General features: G+C 60.7%; 20 protein-coding genes. 6 read left to right on the top strand and 14 right to left on the bottom strand.

Features of this window, described 5'->3' with window-relative positions:
* Positions 1–6 precede the first annotated feature (6 nt).
* Positions 7–3138 carry a putative bifunctional diguanylate cyclase/phosphodiesterase gene (locus BN1012_RS16580; RefSeq protein WP_171815897.1) on the bottom strand — a complete coding sequence of 1044 codons (3132 nt, stop codon included), beginning with the start codon at positions 3136–3138 and terminating at the stop codon, positions 7–9.
* On the opposite strand from BN1012_RS16580, the gene BN1012_RS17600 reads away from it, so the two are divergent.
* A complete protein-coding gene (locus tag BN1012_RS17600; protein WP_206778007.1) occupies positions 3137–3292 on the top strand; it encodes a hypothetical protein in 156 nt (51 codons plus the stop codon). The two genes, BN1012_RS16580 and BN1012_RS17600, sit on opposite strands and share 2 nt — an antisense overlap.
* Positions 3293–3387: 95 nt before the next feature.
* Here the strand turns inward: BN1012_RS17600 and BN1012_RS03095 are convergent, their stop codons facing one another.
* The 11 genes from BN1012_RS03095 to coxB all read right to left on the bottom strand — a co-directional run bounded on the left by BN1012_RS03095 (position 3388) and on the right by coxB (position 13181).
* Positions 3388–3975 carry a GNAT family N-acetyltransferase gene (locus tag BN1012_RS03095; RefSeq protein WP_043948485.1) on the bottom strand — a complete coding sequence of 196 codons (588 nt, stop codon included), beginning with the start codon at positions 3973–3975 and terminating at the stop codon, positions 3388–3390.
* Positions 3976–4011: 36 nt separating this feature from the next.
* The gene (locus BN1012_RS03090) at positions 4012–5277 is read right to left on the bottom strand and encodes a M16 family metallopeptidase (protein WP_043948484.1); all 1266 of its coding nucleotides are present in this window, start codon (positions 5275–5277) and stop codon (positions 4012–4014) included.
* Positions 5274–6668 (bottom strand): threonine synthase, encoded by a 1395-nt coding sequence (thrC, locus tag BN1012_RS03085; protein WP_043948483.1) that lies wholly within the window; start codon positions 6666–6668, stop codon positions 5274–5276. Before thrC ends, BN1012_RS03090 begins: the two co-directional genes overlap by 4 nt.
* A 100-nt stretch (positions 6669–6768) precedes the next feature.
* Positions 6769–7494, bottom strand: a complete 726-nt coding sequence (locus BN1012_RS03080) for an SURF1 family protein (protein ID WP_043948482.1) — start codon at positions 7492–7494, stop codon at positions 6769–6771.
* Positions 7491–7892: a DUF983 domain-containing protein gene (locus BN1012_RS03075; protein ID WP_043948481.1), complete on the bottom strand. Its 402-nt coding sequence runs from the start codon at positions 7890–7892 to the stop codon at positions 7491–7493. Before BN1012_RS03075 ends, BN1012_RS03080 begins: the two co-directional genes overlap by 4 nt.
* Positions 7893–7908: 16 nt before the next feature.
* Complete coding sequence (locus BN1012_RS03070; RefSeq protein WP_043948480.1) at positions 7909–8763, bottom strand: cytochrome c oxidase subunit 3; 855 nt, start codon at positions 8761–8763, stop codon at positions 7909–7911.
* A 110-nt stretch (positions 8764–8873) separates the two neighbouring features.
* Positions 8874–9455 (bottom strand): cytochrome c oxidase assembly protein, encoded by a 582-nt coding sequence (locus tag BN1012_RS03065; protein WP_043948479.1) that lies wholly within the window; start codon positions 9453–9455, stop codon positions 8874–8876.
* A gap of 16 nt (positions 9456–9471) precedes the next feature.
* Complete coding sequence (locus BN1012_RS03060) at positions 9472–9651, bottom strand: hypothetical protein (protein WP_043948478.1); 180 nt, start codon at positions 9649–9651, stop codon at positions 9472–9474.
* 12 nt (positions 9652–9663) lie between these two features.
* Complete coding sequence (locus tag BN1012_RS03055; protein WP_043950574.1) at positions 9664–10560, bottom strand: heme o synthase; 897 nt, start codon at positions 10558–10560, stop codon at positions 9664–9666.
* A gap of 106 nt (positions 10561–10666) precedes the next feature.
* A complete protein-coding gene (gene ctaD, locus BN1012_RS03050; protein WP_043948477.1) occupies positions 10667–12271 on the bottom strand; it encodes a cytochrome c oxidase subunit I in 1605 nt (534 codons plus the stop codon).
* 55 nt (positions 12272–12326) lie between these two features.
* Entirely contained in the window at positions 12327–13181 is an 855-nt protein-coding gene (gene coxB, locus BN1012_RS03045; RefSeq protein ID WP_171815895.1) for a cytochrome c oxidase subunit II, read from the bottom strand.
* A gap of 463 nt (positions 13182–13644) precedes the next feature.
* Between coxB and BN1012_RS03040 the strand changes: the two genes are divergently transcribed.
* From BN1012_RS03040 to tldD, 3 genes are read left to right on the top strand one after another with little or no spacing between them, the layout of a single operon-like run.
* Complete coding sequence (locus BN1012_RS03040) at positions 13645–14091, top strand: hypothetical protein (protein ID WP_043948475.1); 447 nt, start codon at positions 13645–13647, stop codon at positions 14089–14091.
* 17 nt (positions 14092–14108) lie between these two features.
* A complete protein-coding gene (locus BN1012_RS17900; protein ID WP_081826171.1) occupies positions 14109–14420 on the top strand; it encodes a barstar family protein in 312 nt (103 codons plus the stop codon).
* A 57-nt stretch (positions 14421–14477) separates the two neighbouring features.
* Positions 14478–15902, top strand: coding sequence for a metalloprotease TldD (gene tldD, locus BN1012_RS03035; protein ID WP_043948474.1), 1425 nt, complete (start codon positions 14478–14480; stop codon positions 15900–15902).
* A gap of 24 nt (positions 15903–15926) precedes the next feature.
* On the opposite strand, the gene BN1012_RS03030 is transcribed toward tldD, so the two are convergent.
* Positions 15927–16427: a P-loop NTPase family protein gene (locus tag BN1012_RS03030; RefSeq protein WP_043948473.1), complete on the bottom strand. Its 501-nt coding sequence runs from the start codon at positions 16425–16427 to the stop codon at positions 15927–15929.
* A 573-nt stretch (positions 16428–17000) separates the two neighbouring features.
* Between BN1012_RS03030 and BN1012_RS16575 the strand changes: the two genes are divergently transcribed.
* The gene (locus BN1012_RS16575; protein WP_052534451.1) at positions 17001–17708 is read left to right on the top strand and encodes a DUF6969 family protein; all 708 of its coding nucleotides are present in this window, start codon (positions 17001–17003) and stop codon (positions 17706–17708) included.
* A gap of 21 nt (positions 17709–17729) precedes the next feature.
* Here BN1012_RS16575 and BN1012_RS03015 read toward each other — a convergent pair whose 3' ends face one another.
* The gene (locus BN1012_RS03015) at positions 17730–19127 is read right to left on the bottom strand and encodes a glutamate--cysteine ligase (RefSeq protein ID WP_043948471.1); all 1398 of its coding nucleotides are present in this window, start codon (positions 19125–19127) and stop codon (positions 17730–17732) included.
* A gap of 293 nt (positions 19128–19420) precedes the next feature.
* On the opposite strand from BN1012_RS03015, the gene BN1012_RS03010 reads away from it, so the two are divergent.
* The gene (locus tag BN1012_RS03010; RefSeq protein ID WP_043948470.1) at positions 19421–19810 is read left to right on the top strand and encodes a RidA family protein; all 390 of its coding nucleotides are present in this window, start codon (positions 19421–19423) and stop codon (positions 19808–19810) included.
* Positions 19811–19815: the final 5 nt, after the last annotated feature.

Genomic DNA, 19815 nt, shown 5'->3' with positions numbered 1-19815 from the left:
CGCTGACTAGCCGGTATGCCGCGCGATGAAGTCGTGGGCGTCCCCGGCTTCCATGGGCTGGCCAAAGAAGAATCCCTGACCATAGGTGCAGCCCAGAGCCTGCAGGCTTGCGCGGGCCGCGTCGTCCTCGACGCCTTCCGCTACCACATCCAGTTTCAGGTCTTCGGCGAGCGTCAGGACGGAGCGGACGATGGCGTCCTGATCTGTGTCGGTGCCCATGGCCTGAACAAAACTCTTGTCGATTTTCACCACGTCGAACGGGAAGCGCTGCAGGTAGCTCAACGATGAGTAGCCTGTGCCGAAATCATCAAGCGCGAGCTTCACACCGGTCTGCTTCAGGGCGGCGAGTATCTCTGCCGCCTGATCCGGGTCATCCATCACCAGCGACTCTGTGACCTCAAGGCGCAGGGACGATGGCGGGAGCGCTGTCTGGCCAAGGAGCGTCGAGACCGCAGCAGGCAGATCACTGAGCAACTGGCGGCTCGACACATTGACGCTCGAGAAGATCGGCGGGTCCTGCGGGAAGTCCTTTTGCCAGATGGCCAGATCATTTGCGGCACGCTCAAGCACGTGCGCACCCAGATCAATGATGAGGCCGGTGCGCTCGGCGAGGGGCACAAACTCATCCGGCGAGATCAGACCGCGCTCTGGATGCTGCCAGCGGATCAGGGCTTCAAAGCCTGCCAGGCGTCCCGATGCGAGGTCAACAATGGGCTGGTAGACGAGATGAATTTCGCCCCGCTCAAGGGCCCGACGCAGGCCGCTCTCGGTGGCCAGTTCATCATCCGCCGGACGCATATTGGGGTGGAACGGCTGCACGGCATTGCCCTGCCGCTTGGCGAGGCGCAAGGCGAGGTCAGCTTCGCCGAGGAGCACTTCGCCGCTGTCATGGTGCGGTTCCCGGATCGTGAAGCCGACACTGGCCGTCGGGAAAATTTCCCGGCCGGACACCTCCAGCGGTTGCGAAACGGTTTCGCGCACAAGCTGGGCAATTTCGGCGGGGCCGGTTTCGTCAGACCATCCGGCCACCAGCATGGCGAAGGTATCCCCGTCGATGCGCGCCAATGTGTCTTCGGGCGCAATCAATGCCTTGAGCCGCTGCGCCAGCGCGGACAGGACAGTATCTGCGGCGGCGTGGCCGAGACTTTCATTTATGGATTTGAACCGATCCAGATCCGCCAGAATAAGCGCGATACGCTCGTGGCTTCCCTGGGCGCGCAGGCAGGCGCGGTGCAGCCGGTCTGTGAAGAGCGGACGATTGGCGAGGCCGGTCAACGGGTCGTGCAGGGTCTCGCGCACAAGGCCTGCCTGCTCTTCGCGGCGCTGGGTGACGTCCTTGACCGTGCCGATGCACCGACGCGCGGCGCCGCTGTCGCCTGCAAAGCAGGTGGCGCAGAGTTCCAGCCATCGGCTGCCCTGGGTTGGGTCGGCGTGGGTGAGGCGCATCTCCAGCGTGAACGTGGCATTGCCACGCTCAACATTTTCATCAAGCACCTGAGAGACATTGCGGCGGTCATCGCGGTCCACGCGGGCCATCCAGGTTTCAAGGCGGCCGCACAGGGACCCGGGCACGAGGCCCAGATGTGCCTCAAGGGACGGGTCCACATAGAGCGTACCTGTGGTGACATCGAGGTCCCACACAGCTTCGCTTGAGCCGGCCAATGCCAGCGCGTTGCGCTGCTCGGCACGGATGGCATTGATGTCAGGCAGCTGAGGATCTGTATCCCGGCCAATGGCGAGGCTGTCCGCGCGACGGTCTGCACTGCTTGCTGTCTGGCCAAGTGCCATGGACCGACGGGCCGCCGTTCGCACCGCCCCCATGGTGGCAGGGCCTGCCAGCGTATAGGCCACGATCATGATGCCAAGCACGGCAAGTGCGTGGATGATCATCTCCACTGCCGGGCTGCGCGGCAGGAAGCCCTGCGTCGCCAATGCTGCCAGCACGGCAGCCAGCGCCATGAGGGCCCAGCCGGCGCGTAGTTCACCTGCTGCCGGTGTGATGCGCGGCACTCCACTCTCGCCATTGCCGGTGCCTGCGGTGAGGGCTGCAACACCGCCCAGCGCCACGGCAAAGGCCATGAGTCGAACGAAGGGCAGCCCGACAGAGGGCGCTACCAAGGCAAGCAGCGCCGCACCAAGCGCCACCCACCCGGCCAGACGCGCCAGTCTTTCGCGATCCGGCGACAGGGCGCGAATGCGTTCCGCAGCCAATACATGCGCAGCAGCGCCTGTTGCCAGTGCGAGCGTGACGCCGGCCATGCGAGCGTCCCACCCAGCGGACCACCCAAAGGCTGCGGCGAGGAAACCCTGTGCGGACAGTTCATACAAAAGCGCCCCGCCCGTCAGAAGGGTGGCGAGTTTGATTGCGCCATAAGCAGGTGTCGCAGCGCCGGTTCTGACACCTTTGAACTCATTGGACAGTTGCTGGCCCCATTGGGCTGCAAAGAAGGCAAAGGCGATGGCCAGGACACCGAGGATCAACCCGGAAAACGCTGCTTGTGCTGCATCCGCTGCTGCCAGTTCCTGCGGCTGCCAGATATGCAAAGGCGTTGCGGTCGAGGCGCCTACGGGAATTGCAAAGCTGGTGGTGGAGGCCGGGGGCAGCGTCACGAGATACCGTGCCTGCGCTGGCCCTGCCTGACTGCCTGAAATGATCTGCGTTGGCGATACTGATTCAAGCGGCATGATGCGCCAAACGCCGAGCTCGGTAAGACCACTGCGCACTGGTGCAATGCCGGATGACCACAGGGCTGATCTGTCGATGGCAATGATGCGCTGCTGCGGCTCGTCCAGTGGATTTTGCAGGGCGAAGACGGACCACACGCGCGCGAAGTCCACTTCGTCGTCGCTCAGAACCAGGGGAATGGGCCCCGGGAATGCCGCCTCGCGGTCGGCGGGCAGGTGCAGGACCACCGGTGTGATGTCCACATGGGGCTGTGCGGGGTCAATCACCACGACCGGAAGACTACGTGGTGCGCTGTCTGGCAACTCGTCTGTGAGGTCCTGGCTTGTGGCCTCGGCCGAACCGGAAGCCGGATCAGGTGCGGTGGGATCTTCTATCTGGGGCGAGGTCTGCGCTGGAACCGCCGGCTGTGTCTCTGGCACCTGGGCGACACCTGAAGATGCCAAGCCCGTCATGCCCATGGACATCATGAGTGCTGCAACCGCTGCATGCCGTCGTACATGGCGCCATGCAGCGCCTTTGCGCTCGCATATGGGCCTGCCTGTCTGGTCGCGGTTGAAGATGGATCAGGCCTCGCGGTTGGCGGTGTATCTCGTGCCCGGGCGCTGAAAGGCGAATCACTCTTACGCCACCATTGTCCCGGTCCACCTTGGTAGCCCCCTGCCCGGCCTTCTGACAAGAACTCTGCCGCGTGCGATACGGTCTTAAGTCCGCGGATCGGTTGAGAGAATCGCAAACAGCAGATGGTCACGCCACGCGCCGTCTATGCGCAGGTAATTGCGGGCAAAGCCCTCCTGCGTGAAGCCGCAGGATTTGAGCAAAGCGCTTGATGGTTCGTTGGTCGGCAGACAGGCAGCTTCCAGCCGATGCAGCTTGAGCTGGTCAAAGACAAAGGGAATGAGCGCCTTGACGGCAGCGCTCGTGTAGCCCTGCTGCTTGTGCGGCTCGCCGATCCAGTATCCAAGGGAACAGGTCTGCGCCACGCCACGGCGGACATTCGACAAGGTGCAGCCGCCGACCAGTTTTCCGGTGCGCGAGGAGAAAATGAAGAATGGATAGGCCTCATCATCGCGCACATCGCGCTGGTATCGCTTGAGGCGTCTGCGAAAGGCGGTGCGGGTCAGATCATCAGCGGGCCAGGTTGGCTCCCACGGCGTCAAGAACGCCCGGCTGCGGGCGCGCAGTTCCGCCCATTCCACATAGTCTGCGTTGCGCGGCAGACGCAGCACCACGCCGTCACCCTCTACGACATAAGCATCGTCACTTGCAGAATTGTTGCGCAGAAGAGCCATCGGAACTATCGAGCGGTCTTGTTCGTTTGGTGGACATTACGATTGAAAGTGTGCCGCGAACCCATCCGCACTGGCAAGAGACGCATTTGGACCCACGATTGAGACTGTGGGGGAGGACGTCGGCGTTGCAAGCCGTCCCATGAACTGGCGCACATCATCCGTGGTCACGGCATCGAGCCGGGCCACCAGATCGTCCGCAGACAGAACCTTGCCGAAGACCACCAGATGCCGGGCGACCTGTTCGGCGCGGGAGGCGCAGTTTTCAAGGCTCATCAACAGCCCGGCCTTTGACTGGGCCCGTGCTGCGGCGATCTCATCCTCATTGGCACTCGCCGCCATGTCAGCTACCTCGCCATGAATGACGCGGGCCAGCTCCTCCACATCCGTGGGCGCAGCGCCTGCATACACGCCAAACAAGCCGGTCTCAGCGAAGCCCCAGCTATAGGCGTAGATGGAATAGCAAAGGCCACGTTTTTCACGGGCTTCCTGAAACAGTCGCGACGACATGCCGCCGCCAAGGACGGTGGAGGCGATGTCCGCTGTAAAGAAGTCATCGCTGCCGGTTGCGGCACCCTCAAAGCCAAGCACCAGATGGGTCTGATCCAGGTCGCGGGCCCGGGCTGTGGTGCCGCCTGTGTAGGCGGCTTTGCCAAAGGCGCTGGCGGGGGTTGACCCCTTTGCCTGGAAAGCTTCTTCGGCGAGGGCCACGATGGTTGTGTGATCAACGGCGCCGGCCGCACTCAGGATCATGGCACCGGGCCGGTAGTGGGAGGCGAGATACCCGCGAATACTGTCTGCCGTCATGGCGCGCACGCTGTCACGGGTGCCGAGGATCGGTCGGCCCAGCGGCTGATCGGGGAAGGCTGCTTCAGACATCATCTCGAAGACCAGATCGTCCGGCGTGTCTTCTGCTTCGCCGATTTCAGACAGGACAACACCCTGTTCGCGGGCAAGCTCATCCGCCTCAAGGCGGGAGTTTTCAAGAATGTCCGCAATCAACGTGATCGCCAGCGGCACGTCTTCGGCGAGAATGCGGGCCGCATAGACCGTGTTTTCATGGGACGTGGCTGCATTAAGCGACCCGCCGACGCGTTCGATCGCACCCACAATTTCGGCGGCGGAGCGCGTGGTCGTTCCCTTGAACGCCATGTGCTCAAGCATATGCGCGATGCCGTGCTGCTCCGGCGTTTCGTGACGTGCACCGGCATTCACTGTCAGGGCAACAGCTGCCGTTTTGATGTGCGGCATCTCATCGGTGACGATGGTCAGTCCATTGTCGAGATGCGAGACGGTCACCGTCATGAGGCGGCGATCTTTTCTTCGACGAAGCGTTGCATTTCGCGCAGATCATTGGGCATCGCCGTCATGTGTTCCTCGCGGTCGAACAGATCGGTCAAATGCGGCGGTAGGCTTGGGTGTTGGCCTGTGGCCTTTTCAACCGCTGCCGGGAATTTGGCCGGGTGTGCGGTTGCGAGTGTCACCATTGGAGCCCCGGTCGGGTCCAGCGTATCGCGCGCGGCGGCAAGTCCGACTGCCGTATGCGGATCAATCTGCATTCCCAAGGACTTGAATACCTGCTGCATGGTCGCGTGCATGGCATCATTGCTGACGCGCGCGGACCCAAAGTCGCTGCGGATGGCCGAGATGGCAGGATCATCAATGGTAAAGCTGCCGGACTGGGTCAGTGCGCCCATGGCGGCGCGCACCTTGGACGCGTCACGGCCATAGGCTTCAAACAGCAACCGCTCAAAATTGCTGGAGACCTGAATGTCCATGGAGGGCGCATCCGTTGGCGTGACGCCTTCGACGGTGTAGCTGCCCATCTTGAGGGTGCGGTCCAGAATGTCGTTGATGTTGGTCGCAACGATCAATTTGTCGATGGGCAGGCCCATGCGTTTGGCGACATAGCCCGCAAAGATGTCGCCGAAATTGCCGGTCGGCACGGAGAACGAGACTTTGCGGTGAGGCGCGCCCAGGGTTGTGGCGGCGGTCACGTAGTATACGACCTGCGCCAGAATGCGGGACCAGTTGATGGAGTTCACGGCCGCGAGCTTCACCCGGTCGCGGAAATCAAGATCATTGAACATGGCTTTGACGATGGCCTGGCAATCATCAAAGTTCCCGTCCAGCGCCACATTGTGCACGTTGGATGCCTGCACCGTGGTCATCTGGCGGCGCTGTACATCAGAGACGCGGCCCTTGGGATGCAGGACGACGATGTTAACCGCTTCAAGACCTGCGAAGGCTTCAATGGCTGCCCCGCCCGTATCACCGGAGGTCGCGGCCACAATCGTGACCTTCTCTCCGCGCTTGGTCAGCACGTGGGAGAAAAGCTGACCGAGCAGCTGCATCGCCAGATCCTTGAAGGCCAGCGTCGGCCCATGGAACAGCTCGAGCAAAAATTCATTGGCATCCAGCTGCGCCAGGGGCGCGACGGCGGGATGCGAGAAGGTGCTGTAAGCGGCATCCACCATGGATGCCACATCAGCTTGCGAAATGGATGGGGCGAACGGCGTTACAATGCGGGTAGCCACTTCCGTGTACGGACGGCCGGCCATATCAGCGAAGTCCGCCGAGCTCAATGCGGGCCATGTTTCCGGCACATAGAGGCCGCCGTCACGGGCAAGGCCCGAGAGGAGCACATCCTCAAAATCAAGGATGGGCGCGTCGCCTCTGGTGGATACGTAACGCATGTGTTTGTCGTGTTCCGCGGTTTGTCGTGTGCCGGGGGTTGAAAGCGGCGCACCATAGGCCGCAGGGGTTTATCGGGGCAAGGGCCGGATCAGCGAGTTGCTATGCATCCTTCGCCGCCCGGCCGCCGGCAAAGAAGAAGGCCAGCCAGACCCCGATCAGGGTCGCAGCCAGGCCATACCAGGTCAGGGCATAGCCCAGATGCGGGTTTTTGAGCTCAAGTCGGGTCTGCCCCCCTACCGGGAGGCCACCCGGATTGGATGAGGGGCCTGCATCCATCAGCATTGGAAAGACCGGTGAGATACCCGCTTCGGCGGCAAGACGGTCAATGGGGCGGTGATACCAGACATTTTTGACGAGATCGGGCTCCGGGGTGAACGCATTGGCCTCATCGGGGACCACCAGCACCCCCTGCACTGTCACTTCGCCCGTCACCTGGCCGGCGGCCCGTGTATCTGCCGCCTTTTTTGAAATCGGCACAAAGCCCCGGTCAACCAGGAGCCATCCACCCTGGGACAGTTGCAGAGGCGTAATGACGTGATATCCCGGTTCTCCGCTCAGCGACGAAATGTAGACATGCGCTTCGTTGCCATGATCGAAAGCGCCGGTGACGGAGGCAGAGACGTAGCGCTGGATGGACGGGTCAATTGATGCCCATGTGTCGCTGGGCGGCAGGGGTACCGGGTCCGCTGTCATGCCTTGCTCGATCTGGGCGAGAAGGTCTTCCTTCCACGCAAGGCGCTCCATCTGCCAGTTGCCAAGCAGGATCAGGACAATGAGGGCGGGAACGGCAAACACCGTGGGCCACAGCATGGGACGCAGACTCATGACGGATCGTCTCCCATATCCTGTCGTCCTTCACGGGCTCGATTGTGAAACTGCAGGGCGATGAGGGTGGCCTTGAAAGGGCGCAACAGCCCAAGCGGCACACCCAAGGCCAACGGCAGAAAGATGACGGCGTGCACCCAGTAGGGCGGCTGGTATGAGACTTCCACAATCAGCGCCAGGCCGACAATGAAGAAGCCGGCCACGAGAATGATGAAGACCGCAGGCCCGTCGCCTGTATCCACCTTGGCATAGTCGAGATCGCAGGACGGGCAGCGGTCAGCGACAGTCAGGAAACCGTTGAAGAGGTTTCCCCTGCCACAACGAGGACAGCGCCCCAGCAGTCCCGCCACAAAGGGGGAGACGGCTGGAGCGCTGTTGTCGCGTTCAAAGTTGTTCAAGCGCGTCGTAGGCCCGCTAGTGAGCCGCAGGTGTCCCCGCGCCCCACACATAAATGGCGGCGAACAGGAACAGCCAGACCACATCCACGAAGTGCCAGTACCAGGCTGCGGCCTCAAACCCGAAGTGATGCTTCGCGGTGAAGTGGCCCGCATAAGCGCGGAACAGGCAGACGGCCAGGAAGATGGTGCCGATGATCACGTGGAAGCCGTGGAAACCGGTCGCCATGTAGAAGGTTGCGCCGTAAATGTTGCCCGAGAAGCCGAAGGCTGCGTGGCTGTATTCGTAGGCCTGAAGGGCAGAGAAGAGCACGCCCAGCACAACGGTGCAGATAAGGCCCCATTTCAGGCCTTCACGGTCGCCGTTCTGCAACGCGTGATGCGCCCAGGTGACTGTCGTGCCGGATGTCAGCAATACCAGCGTGTTCATCAGCGGTAGGTGGAACGGGTCAAACGTTTCGATGCCGACCGGTGGCCAGACACCGCCCGTTGCTTCAACGCGGGCATATTGCGCCACTTCGCCGGTAAACAGGCTCGCGTCGAAATAGGCCCAGAACCAGGCCACGAAGAACATCACTTCAGACGCAATAAACAGCACCATGCCGTAGCGGTGATGGAGCTGCACAACCGGTGTGTGGTGACCCTGATGCTCAGCTTCCTTGGTGACGTCGCGCCACCAGCCAACCATGGTGTAAAGCACCATGGCGAGACCAATGTAGAAGACCCATGGGCCGGACATACCCAGAACCGGGTCCGGCTTCATGTAGACGACACCGCCCACCATCATGATGAAGGCGCCGATTGAGCCGACAAACGGCCACGGGCTGGGATCTACCAGATGATAATCATGCTCTTTGGCGTGTGCGTCGGCCATGTCGTGTCCCCGGATGCTCTTAAAGTCGTGTCTGCCCTCAGCCTACATGACTGGGGGCAGGTGTTCCAATTACCCCGCTGGTCAGCGGAGGTGACAATTTGTGTACTCCGCTAGTTAGCGGAGGCCGTGATTTGTGTCGTCGGATTCGTTTTTTCGTAGAAAGTATATGACAGCGTGATGGTCGACACGTCGTCCATGTTCGGATCGTCAGCAATGGCCGGATCAACGAAGAATGTAACGGGCATGTCGATGCTTTCGCCCGGCATCAGCAGCTGCTCGGTGAAGCAGAAGCACTCCACCTTGGCGAAGTACACGCCGGCCTTTTGAGGTGTGACGTTGTAAGTCGCGGTGCCGACAATGGGGCGATTGGAGCGGTTTTCAGCGGTGTAGAACGCCAGACCGTCTGCGCCCACATTGATGTCAGTCGCGGTCTGCTGTGGCTTGAAGCCCCAGTCGAGGTCGCGGTTGGTGTTGGCGTCAAAACGCACGGTGACGACGCGATCCAGAATCACATCAGAAAATTCAGATGTCGCCTGGGTGGTGCCGCCATATCCGGTCACACGGCAAAACAGGTCATACAGGGGCACGGCTGCGTAGGCCATGCCGACCATGCCACCAACCACAATGGCGCAGGCCATGACGATCTGCTTTTCGCGCTTGGCGAGCCGGTTGTTTGCAACTGTTGCCGTCATCTTAGTCACCTCTTCACTAATAGGTGCGGTCTGCGACGTTACCGCCGAGCCGGACCAAAGTCATTGCGAAGAATAGTCCCACCATGGCGATGAGGCCCAAAGCGACAGCGATGTTGCGGCGGCGCAGGCGCGCCTGCTGCTCCGGGGTGAGCGTTACCGTCGTTGTTTCGGTCGTCTTGTCCTCATGGTCAGTCATTCTTCGCGTGCCCTATATCCATGGCGCAAAGGCGGCAAGACCCGCCATGCGCTCGATCAAAAGGGACGCGAAAAGTGCGAAAAGATAGAAGATTGAAAAGCCGAATAGCCGCATCGCTGACGTGTTCGCGATGTCGCCGCTGCGATGTCGCCATACATTGACTGCCAGCGCCAGGAACCCGGCGCCAAGACCAAGTGACGCCACAGCATAGACGATGCCGCCAAAGCCAAGCACCAGAGGGGCAGCCCCCAGCGGCACAAGAACCAGCGAGTAGAGAAGTATCTGCGTGCGTGTCGCGTCAGGTCCGGCCACCACCGGCAGCATGGGAATGCCAGCGCGGGTGTAGTCGTCATTGCGCACGAGGGCCAGTGCCCAGAAATGGGGTGGCGTCCACATGAAGATGATGGCCACAAGAACCAACGGCTCGACGGCAAGGCTCCCGGTTACCGAAGCCCAGCCAATGGCCGGGGGAAGCGCACCGGCAAGACCACCGATAACGATGTTCTGCGATGTCGCGCGCTTGAGCCACATTGTATAGACGACAACGTAGAAGATGATCGTGAAGGCCAGCAGCGCCGCGGGGAGATATCCAACAAGAGCTGCCATCACGAACACGGAAGCGGCCGACAGTGTTGCACCGAATGCGGCAGCTGACTGCGCGGACACAACGCCCTTTGGAATCGGACGATTGACGGTCCGCTCCATGACCGCATCGATGTCTGCATCCCACCACATGTTGAGTGCACCGGATGCGCCCGCGCCAACCGCGATGCACAGCAGAGCCGTGAATGCTGTGAGCGGATGAATGCTGCCCGGGGCGATCATCATGCCGACGAGGCCTGTAAAGATGACAAGCGACATCACGCGCGGCTTCAGCAGCGCGAAATAGTCCGCGATGTCAGCTTCCATATAGCCAGGTGCTGGCTGGGAAGCAGAAACGGAGGCCCCGTTGGAGCCCCCGCTTTGCGTATAGGTGATGTCGCTCATATCAGCGCTTCATCCTTGATTGCGTGCCCTACTTGATGCGGGGCAGCGTTGAGAACTGGTGGAACGGCGGAGGTGACGACAGGGTCCACTCCAGGGTTGTTGCGCCTTCGCCCCAGTAGTTGTCGGCAACCTTGCGCTTCGCCATGAAGGCTTCAATGACGCCCCACAGGAAGATCAGGACAGCGAACGCCGAGATGTATGAGCCGATGGACGACACATAGTTCCAGCCAGCAAAGGCATCCGGATAGTCGGCGTAGCGGCGCGGCATGCCAGCAAGACCCAGGAAGTGCTGCGGGAAGAAGATGAGGTTCACGCCAATGAACGTCACCCAGAAGTGCAGCTTGCCGATGAACTCCGAGTAGGAGTAGCCGAACATCTTGCCGAACCAGTAATACCAGCCTGCAAAGATGGCAAACACGGCACCCAGCGACAGCACGTAGTGGAAGTGAGCCACCACATAGTAGGTGTCATGCAGGGACCGGTCGACGCCGGCATTGGCCAGCACCACGCCCGTTACGCCGCCAAGCGTAAACAGGAAGATGAAGCCGACGGCCCACAACATGGGTGTTTTGAACTCGATGGAGCCGCCCCACATGGTGGCGATCCAGGAGAATATCTTCACGCCGGTCGGCACCGCGATCACCATGGTGGCGAAGACGAAGTAGGCCTGCGTGTCCACATCGAGACCCACCGTATACATGTGGTGCGCCCACACGATGAAGCCGACGGCGCCAATCGCGACCATGGCGTAGGCCATGCCGAGATAGCCGAAGACCGGCTTCTTCGAGAAGGTGGAGATGATGTGCGAGACCATGCCAAAGCCCGGCAGGATCAGGATGTACACTTCAGGGTGACCGAAGAACCAGAACAGATGCTGGAACAGGATCGGGTCACCGCCACCGGCAGGATCAAAGAAGGTCGTGCCGAAGTTGCGGTCCGTCAGCAGCATGGTGATGGCGCCGGCCAGAACAGGCAGCGACAGCAGCAGCAGGAAGGCTGTGACCAGCACCGACCATACGAACAGCGGCATCTTGTGCAGGGTCATGCCCGGCGCGCGCATGTTGAAGATGGTCGTGATGAAGTTGATGGCACCCAGAATGGAGGAGGCACCTGCGATATGCAGCGCGAGGATGGCAAAATCCATCGCCGGTCCGGGCTGTCCGGACGTTGAGAGCGGTGGATAGATCGTCCAGCCACCGCCAACCCCATTGGCGCCCGGCGGTCCGGGGACAAACAGCGAGATGACGAGCAGGCCAAGAGCTGCTGGCAGAAGCCAGAACGAGATGTTGTTCATGCGCGGGAACGCCATGTCTGGCGCACCAATCATCAGCGGCACAAACCAGTTGCCGAAGCCACCGATCATCGCGGGCATCACCATGAAGAAGATCATGATCAGGCCGTGCGCCGTCACCAGCACATTGTAGAAGTGGTAGTCACCGCCCAGGATCTGGTCGCCCGGTGCCTGAAGTTCGGCACGGATCAGAACCGACATCAGGCCGCCAATGACGCCTGAAATGATGGCGAAGATCAAATACATCGTACCGATGTCTTTGTGGTTGGTTGAGTAGGCGTATCGCCGCCAACCGGTCGGGTGATCTTCGTGATGATCTGCGTGTGTAGCGTCGCTCGCCATCGGTTTAGTCCTTTAAGTGAGCAGGTGGTGTTTCGATCGTCGGATTAGCGCCGCGCTAGTTGCGCGCGTCAGCCAGAAGTGTCTGTTGGTCCAGCGGTGAGTCAGGAATGGTGCCGTTGAGGGCGTATTCCTCTTCAGCGCTGGCAACCCAGGCGTTGAAGTCGTCCTTCTCCACCACATGCACCTCGATGGGCATGAAGGCGTGACGGACACCGCACAGCTCCGAGCACTGGCCATAGTAGATGCCGGTCTCAGAAGCGTTGAACCATGTTTCGTTGAGGCGGCCGGGCACAGCGTCCATCTTCACGCCGAACGCAGGCATCGCCCAGTTGTGAATGACGTCCGCTGCCGTAACGATCACGCGCACATTTGTATCCACCGGCACAACGACCTTCGTGTCCGTTGCCAGCAGGCGCGGCTGACCAGGCGCCAGATCAGGCTCTTCGATCATGTTGGCGAAATACTCAAAGTCGCCATTGTCCGGGTACGAATATCCCCAGTACCACTGGTAGCCCGTCGCCTTGATCGTCACTTCGCTCTCCGGCACCACCGCTTCAAGATACAACAGGCGGAAGGACGGAATGGCAATTGCGACGAGGATAAGGACCGGGATTACCGTCCAGAGCACTTCGATGGTGGTGTTGTGCGAAGTCTTTGACGGGACGGGGTTTGCCTTCGCATTGAAGCGCACCATGCAATAGAGCAGCAGCGCCAGCACGAACAACGTAATCGCCGTGATGATCCAGAGCAGGAAGTTATGGAAGGAATTGATGCTTTCCATCACCGGGGAGGCGGCCGGCTGAAAGCCCATCTGCCAGGGCTCAGGCTGCGCCGCGCCGGCAGTCCCCGCGATGATCATCGCGGCCAGAAAGGCAAGGCCCATAAAAATCTTCGGCAAGTAAGTCGCCATGCTCGACATCCCCAGTCGTAATCCCAGTGATAATCCGGGTCGTAATTCTTGATGCAGGACCCGTGGAAACACAGGGTCATTTCGTGCAGGAGCGGACGATTAGCACGTCGCGCCGGTAACGCAAACGAAACCTTGCGCACCAAACGACAGGCGAATCCCACCCCTGTAGGCTAGCGATAAGTATAGCGTGGCTTGCGCACGTAGCGAGTACGCGGCTTCTTTTTGCGACACTTTGACCCAAAATAGGCGCGCGGTATCGTTTTTGGCTTGAATGCGGGGTTTTCCCGCCCGCCGGATTGCCCGCAAACCGAGCAGCAAATGCGCGCCGGATTTGCCTGTGACAACAGCATGTTAGGCCTTTTGCACGCTGGCACTGGTGCCGCGGCGTTGGTGCCCTAGGTCTAGTCGGGTATAAATGCAAAGCATTCGCAGCAAGCGAACGCCAACCAGAAAGAGCGACGGCATGCGCGACGAGGCACTCATCCATTTCCACTACGGGCGGAAAATTTCCGCGGGGCTTCACATTGCAGAAGACGGCGGTTCAGCCCCTGCCCTCATTGAAATGGCAGCGCCCTATCTGGACCCCCGCGACCCCGGTCGGTCAGCTGTCGGCTTTTGCGCGGCGCACCCCCAATCGGTCGCGGACATCACCGCGCCGCCACCTTCGGGGTGGCAGAGCTGGAAGTTCAGCGACTGGGACAACTGGTTTGGCCGCATCAACGGCGTATTCCTGGTGGACCTCGAAACGCTGCGGATCACCCAGTGGCCCATGTACCGCACATCCAAGGTGCATGTGCCCTGTGACCTGTCAGGCATGCCCGGCCGCCTGGTCCCCATTGAGGATCTTGTGGCCAATGATCCGGGATCACGTCACCCGAATGTTCAGGCGCTGCTGGATGATATGCCTTAAGCCCTTCGGAGACCTCAGTGACCAGAACATACATTTTGGATGGCCACAAAATTCGATCAACAGTTGAATTCTATGACGAGTTCGAGCGGACCATCATTCCAAATGAATCTTGGAGTCGAAACCTTGACGCTCTAAATGACGTGCTTCGAGGTGGCTTTGGGACCCCTGACGACCGGTTCACAATCCATTGGACCAGTTCAGGCAAGTCCCGTTCGGAAATGCGGAGGAATGACGAGCCGACCGCCTTCGATACGATCGTTGAAATCATATCTGAACACGGGAACGCTGGCAGTGAACGACATAGTAATGTGATATTGATCCTTGAATGACGCGTCCGCCGACAACTGTCTGTTGCCCAAACCAAAAATCAATCACCACGAGGCCCCATGCCCACTCCTGATGAACTCTTCTTCACCCGCGCCGGTCTTGATCCTGACCGTCTGACGCGGATCGTCTCTGACACGCTGACAGGCGCGGACGATGGAGAGCTGTTTCTGGAATACACCCAGTCTGAGGCGCTGGCCTTTGATGACGGGCGCCTGAAAACCGCGAGCTTTGATACGGGCCAGGGTTTTGGCCTGCGCTGTGTGGCCGGTGAAGCAACGGGCTATGCCCATGCGTCTGACCTGTCGGAAGCCGCCGTCAAGCGGGCGGCGGATGCGGTGCAGGCTGTGAAGGCTGGTCACTCAGGCTCCATGGCGGCGGGACCGCAGGCAACAAACGCGCATCTGTATGGCGACGACAATCCGCTGGGCGGCCCATCTTTTGAAGAGAAGGTCAAGCTGCTGCAGGAAATCGATGCCTATGCCCGTGCCAAGGATTCGCGCGTACGCCAGGTGTCTGCGTCCCTTTCCGGCGAGTGGCAGGCGGTGATGATCCTGCGTGCCGACGGACAGATCGTGCGCGATGTGCGTCCTCTCGTGCGTTTCAATGTCAGCGTTGTGGTGGGCGACGGCGACCGCCAGGAATCCGGCACGTTCGGCACCGGTGGCCGGGAAAACTACACACGCTTCATCGAGACCCAGAGCTGGCAGGCGGGCGCTGACGAAGCCCTGCGTCAGGCGCTTGTGAATCTCGAAGCGGTGCCTGCCCCGGCGGGTGAAATGGATGTGGTGCTTGGGCCGGGCTGGCCGGGCATCCTGCTGCACGAAGCCATCGGCCATGGCCTTGAAGGTGACTTCAACCGCAAGGGCCAGAGTGCCTTTGCCGGGCTGATGGGTGAGCGCGTGGCCTCTCCCGGCGTCACGGTCGTCGACGATGGCACGCTGGACGACCGGCGCGGGTCGCTCACCGTGGACGATGAAGGTACGCCGACGTCGCGCACGGTGCTGATCGAAGACGGCATTCTCAAGGGCTACATGCAGGACCGCCTCAATGCGCGCCTCATGGGTGTGGCGGCAACCGGCAATGGTCGCCGCGAAAGCTTTGCGCACCAGCCGATGCCGCGCATGACCAACACCTACATGACCGAAGGTGATCGCGACCCGGGCGAAATTCTCGCGGGCGTGAAGAAAGGCATCTACGCCACAAACTTTGGCGGCGGTCAGGTGGACATCACCAACGGCAAGTTCGTGTTCTCGTGCACCGAGGCTTACATGATCGAAGACGGCAAGGTGACGACGCCGATCAAGGGTGCGACTCTTATCGGCAACGGCGCTGACGCCCTGACGCGCATCAAGGCCATCGGCAATGACATGAAGCTGGACACCGGCATCGGCACCTGCGGCAAGGCCGGTCAGGGCGTCCCCGTCGGCGTCGGCCAGCCAACACTGCACATGGAAGCACTGACGGTGGGCGGGACGGCCGCTTAACCGCCAAGCGCACCCCGACCGGCGCTATAGGGCGTCCAGCCATTGCTGGATTTCCCTGCGGGACGTCAGCCTCACCATCGGCGTTTGTGGATGCCGAGCAAAGGCCTCTTCAAGCACCGGCCTCGTGTCGCGGCGAAAATTCCAGAGCCAGATGAAGAACTCGGCGTCGAAGCGCTCGGGACAGCCGGGTGCCATGTCGCTGCGCACCTGACCTGATTGTTTAAGGACGCGGGTGAAGGCGCCCCACAGGCTTTGCCAGCGGCCAACGTCCAGAAACACGACCAGATCAGCCCGGGGCAGACGCAGGTCCAGCGTGCCCCCAAAATTGCCGTCCATGACCCAGCGGTCGCCGGCCGTGAGGTCAGCCACCACCTCTGGCCACCGGCTTTCCTCCATCGGGGTCCAATCGGGCTGCCAGTAATGCTGGTCCAGATGGACGATGGGCAGGTCGAGTTTTTCGCCCAGCTTCCTGGCGAGCGTTGACTTGCCTGCGCCACCGGGGCCGAGGATCAAAATACGTTTCATCCCTCTTGCTTCTTCCCGCCGTTAAGATTCCTCACGCACCCTCACGCGTTTGCTAGGACGCTACCCGTTTTGTGTGCAGGCGTTAATTGCGGGGCGGCGCATACCGGATCAACATTTTCCGCAAGGCCGCCCATCCACAACACCGGTTTCGGCGTGGTCTTCACATTGTTCAATCGAAGGAAACATCCCATGTCGAAATCCTCTACGCCCAAGACGCGCCGTATGTCCCGCGCATCTGTCGTTCTTGGTTCTGCTGCCATGATGGCTGCAGCCGTTGCTGTTGCGCAGCCCGCGTCTGCTGCCTGTGGTGCCTATGGCTGTGGTGCCAAGCGCACATCTGCCTGCAGCCCATGTGCTGGTGCAAAATGTGCTGGTGCAAAGGCCAACCCATGCAGCCCCTGTGCCGCAGCAAAATGTGGTGCAGCAAAGTGCAGCCCATGCGGTGCGGCCAAGGCCAACCCATGCAGCCCTTGCGGTGCAGCACAGTAGCTGACTGAGATGTCCGGGCTGCTGACACAGGCAGCTCGGACACTTTCATTATCCCGATTTACGCTGATGACCCTGACCACTCCCATGGCCGCTCCCATTCTTGATACGCCCGGTGACACGCGCGTCGATGCCCCTCTCACCGATGAGTTGGCAGACGCCGCCTTCGGCCTCGTGGATGCCGGTGCCCAGATGGCGGAACAGGGACTTAATCCCGTCACCCTGACCATTGGCACGTTTGACGACGATGCTCCCTTTGAAAGCTGGACGCACTACCCGCCGGGGGACGCCCGCGACAGCCGGAGCGGTGTGCAGATTTATTATCACGGCCACCGTGCGGGACATGAGCACGGCCATTTTCACATCTTTCTGAAGGCCGGGGATACAGCGAGCGACGTAAAGTCGATTTCCGCCGCCGATGAAGACGCCACGACGCTGGAAGCCGATGATCTGTTTCACGTCATCGCCATCACCATGGATGCCACCGGCCTGCCGATTGAGCTGTTCACCACCAATCGCTGGGTGACCGACGAAGCCATGGTGACAGCCAAAAGCATCCTGCCGTTGCTCGACCGGCTCACCTGCACGGACGCATTTGATGCCCCCCTGGCCAACCAGTGGTTCAGCCATCTTTTTGGATTGTTCAGGGACGATATTGCGCAGCTGCTGGTCGCCCGCGACGACGCGCTTGAGACCATCAATTTCGCGCTGGACGACGAAGCCCACGAAGTGCTGAGCAGCAAACCCATTTCCATCCTCGACCGGATGGAAGAACTGGGGCTGTTCGAAGACTAGGTCTGCAATACTGCTGCGCGGCTAGTAGGAATACTCGGCAAAGAGATTGTCGAGATTGCCCTGCCATTTGCCGTTGTAGAGATCGAGCATCTCTTCGGCCGGGGTGCGGCCGCTATCTACCGTGGTTTCAACGGCTGCCAGGAAGCCACGTTCGTCGCCATCAAAGCCGTCGCTTCGGGCGCGGGCCTTGAGGCCCTGCTTGGCAATCGCCAATGCATCGCGGGCGATGTCCAGCACCGTATGATCGCGGAACCTGGTGTTGAGTGCGTGCACCGGCACATCGCGATGCAATTGTTCGCGCTCTTCCTCGGTCCAGTCCTTGACCAGATCGAAGGCTGCTTCCTGAGAGGCCTTGTCGTAGAACAGTCCGACCCAGAAAGCCGGTAGCGCACACAGACGCCGCCAGGGGCCACCGTCAGCGCCGCGCATTTCAATGAACCGCTTGAGGCGGGCTTCGGGAAAAATGGTTGTCAGGTGGTTTTCCCAGTCGTCCATCGACGGGCGATCACCCTCAAGGCCCTTGAGCTTGCCCTGCATGAAGTCACGGAAGGACTGGCCGGAGACATCGACATACGTGCCATTGCGATGGACGAAATACATCGGCACATCGAGGGCGTAATCGACATATTGCTCAAAGCCAAACCCGTCCTCGAAGACGAACGGCAACATGCCTGTGCGATGCTTGTCGGTATCGAGCCAGACGTTTGCGCGGTTGGAAAGCACGCCGTTGGGCTTGCCATCAACGAAGGGCGAGTTGGCAAAGATCGACGTCACAATCGGCTGCAGCGCGAGCGAGATGCGGTACATCTGCACCATGTCGGCTTCTGACGAGAAATCGAGATTTACCTGCACTGTTGCCGTGCGGAACATCATGTCCAGCCCACGGCTGCCGACTTTGGGCATGTAGTTGCGCATGATGCCGTAGCGGCCCTTGGGCATCACCGGTGTGTCTGCCAGGGAGCGGCGCGGCGCAAAGCCAAGGCCGATGAAGCCCGCATCAATTTCACCAGCAACCGTCGCCACCTGATCAAGATGGGTATGCACTTCGTCACAGGTGTCGTGCAGGGTTTCCAGCGGCGCGCCAGACAACTCAAACTGGCCGCCCGGCTCAAGCGTGATGGACCCGCCGCCGGTCTTGTCAGAGCCCATGAGCGCAATGATATTGTCGCCTTCGAACGCAGGCTCCCAGCCAAAGCGCTGCATGCCTTCCAGCATCGCCTTTACGGTCGCGCCGGTTTCGCCGGGTGCGTTGTCGTAGGGCATGGGGGAGAAGTCGCCGATGCGATAGCCGAATTTCTCGTGTTCGGTGCCGATGCGCCAGTCGGTCTCAGGCTTCGAGCCGGATGCCAGATAGGCCACGAGCTCGTCGCGTGTTTCGACGGGTGGGGTCGTCTCACGCGTTGTGGGAGGTGCCGACATACCGAACGTTCCTTCAGGGCCTCTGCGGGCCATTCTTCTGGGCCTCTACGGGCCCGGTCCCCATTTGGGTGTTACTGGCCGTTGATCGGCCTTCCCTGTCCTGCCCAGCATAGCGCCGAATTTGGACCCTTGGTCATGTAAGGGCTTGGGCAATTCCGCACAAGTCACAAGGTTGAGCCAATCATTTGGCCAAACCACGCAGGATGATTGGCTGAATAGTGGGTAGGCGGCCACATTCAATCGCGACAGACTGGCGATAATCACGATCACTCCCCCAATTTGAGGACATATCCATGGCTGGCGATCTCATTCTTCCAGATGCCCTGAAACCCACCTACCAGAATTTCAAATTCGCACCGGGTGTGCGCGCCGGTGGCTTGCTGCATATGTCCGGCATTCTGGGCACCGGCGCTGATGGGGCGGTGCCGGCTGACCCGACGGAGGAATTTGAAGCGGCATTTCAGCAGGCCAAGATGGTGCTGGCGGAAGCCGGGCTGGATTTCACCGACATTGTGGAAATGACCACCTTCCATATCGGGCTGCAGGAGCACATCGGCACGTTCATGGCGGTCAAGGACAAGTATATCAACGAGCCCTATCCGGCATGGACGGCAGTCGGCACAACCGAACTGGCCTTCCCCGGCGCGCGCATGGAACTCAAGATCACAGCCCTTGCGCGTTAGAAGAC

Source organism: Candidatus Phaeomarinobacter ectocarpi, from assembly GCF_000689395.1.
Lineage (GTDB): Bacteria > Pseudomonadota > Alphaproteobacteria > CGMCC-115125 > CGMCC-115125 > Pyruvatibacter > Pyruvatibacter ectocarpi.
The sequence above is the reverse complement of the archived record's forward strand: the minus strand, read 5'-3'. Positions and strand labels throughout refer to the sequence as shown.

Coding starts and splice junctions, on each gene's coding strand:
- BN1012_RS17600 (WP_206778007.1), top strand. CDS start 3,137: ATGCCCATGGACATCATGAGTGCTGCAACCGCTGCATGCCGTCGTACA.
- BN1012_RS16580 (WP_171815897.1), bottom strand. CDS start 3,138: ATGACGGGCTTGGCATCTTCAGGTGTCGCCCAGGTGCCAGAGACACAG.
- BN1012_RS03095 (WP_043948485.1), bottom strand. CDS start 3,975: ATGGCTCTTCTGCGCAACAATTCTGCAAGTGACGATGCTTATGTCGTA.
- BN1012_RS03090 (WP_043948484.1), bottom strand. CDS start 5,277: ATGACGGTGACCGTCTCGCATCTCGACAATGGACTGACCATCGTCACC.
- thrC (WP_043948483.1), bottom strand. CDS start 6,668: ATGCGTTACGTATCCACCAGAGGCGACGCGCCCATCCTTGATTTTGAG.
- BN1012_RS03080 (WP_043948482.1), bottom strand. CDS start 7,494: ATGAGTCTGCGTCCCATGCTGTGGCCCACGGTGTTTGCCGTTCCCGCC.
- BN1012_RS03070 (WP_043948480.1), bottom strand. CDS start 8,763: ATGGCCGACGCACACGCCAAAGAGCATGATTATCATCTGGTAGATCCC.
- BN1012_RS03065 (WP_043948479.1), bottom strand. CDS start 9,455: ATGACGGCAACAGTTGCAAACAACCGGCTCGCCAAGCGCGAAAAGCAG.
- BN1012_RS03060 (WP_043948478.1), bottom strand. CDS start 9,651: ATGACTGACCATGAGGACAAGACGACCGAAACAACGACGGTAACGCTC.
- BN1012_RS03055 (WP_043950574.1), bottom strand. CDS start 10,560: ATGGAAGCTGACATCGCGGACTATTTCGCGCTGCTGAAGCCGCGCGTG.
- ctaD (WP_043948477.1), bottom strand. CDS start 12,271: ATGGCGAGCGACGCTACACACGCAGATCATCACGAAGATCACCCGACC.
- coxB (WP_171815895.1), bottom strand. CDS start 13,181: ATGGCGACTTACTTGCCGAAGATTTTTATGGGCCTTGCCTTTCTGGCC.
- BN1012_RS03040 (WP_043948475.1), top strand. CDS start 13,645: ATGCGCGACGAGGCACTCATCCATTTCCACTACGGGCGGAAAATTTCC.
- tldD (WP_043948474.1), top strand. CDS start 14,478: ATGCCCACTCCTGATGAACTCTTCTTCACCCGCGCCGGTCTTGATCCT.
- BN1012_RS03030 (WP_043948473.1), bottom strand. CDS start 16,427: ATGAAACGTATTTTGATCCTCGGCCCCGGTGGCGCAGGCAAGTCAACG.
- BN1012_RS16575 (WP_052534451.1), top strand. CDS start 17,001: ATGGCCGCTCCCATTCTTGATACGCCCGGTGACACGCGCGTCGATGCC.
- BN1012_RS03015 (WP_043948471.1), bottom strand. CDS start 19,127: ATGTCGGCACCTCCCACAACGCGTGAGACGACCCCACCCGTCGAAACA.
- BN1012_RS03010 (WP_043948470.1), top strand. CDS start 19,421: ATGGCTGGCGATCTCATTCTTCCAGATGCCCTGAAACCCACCTACCAG.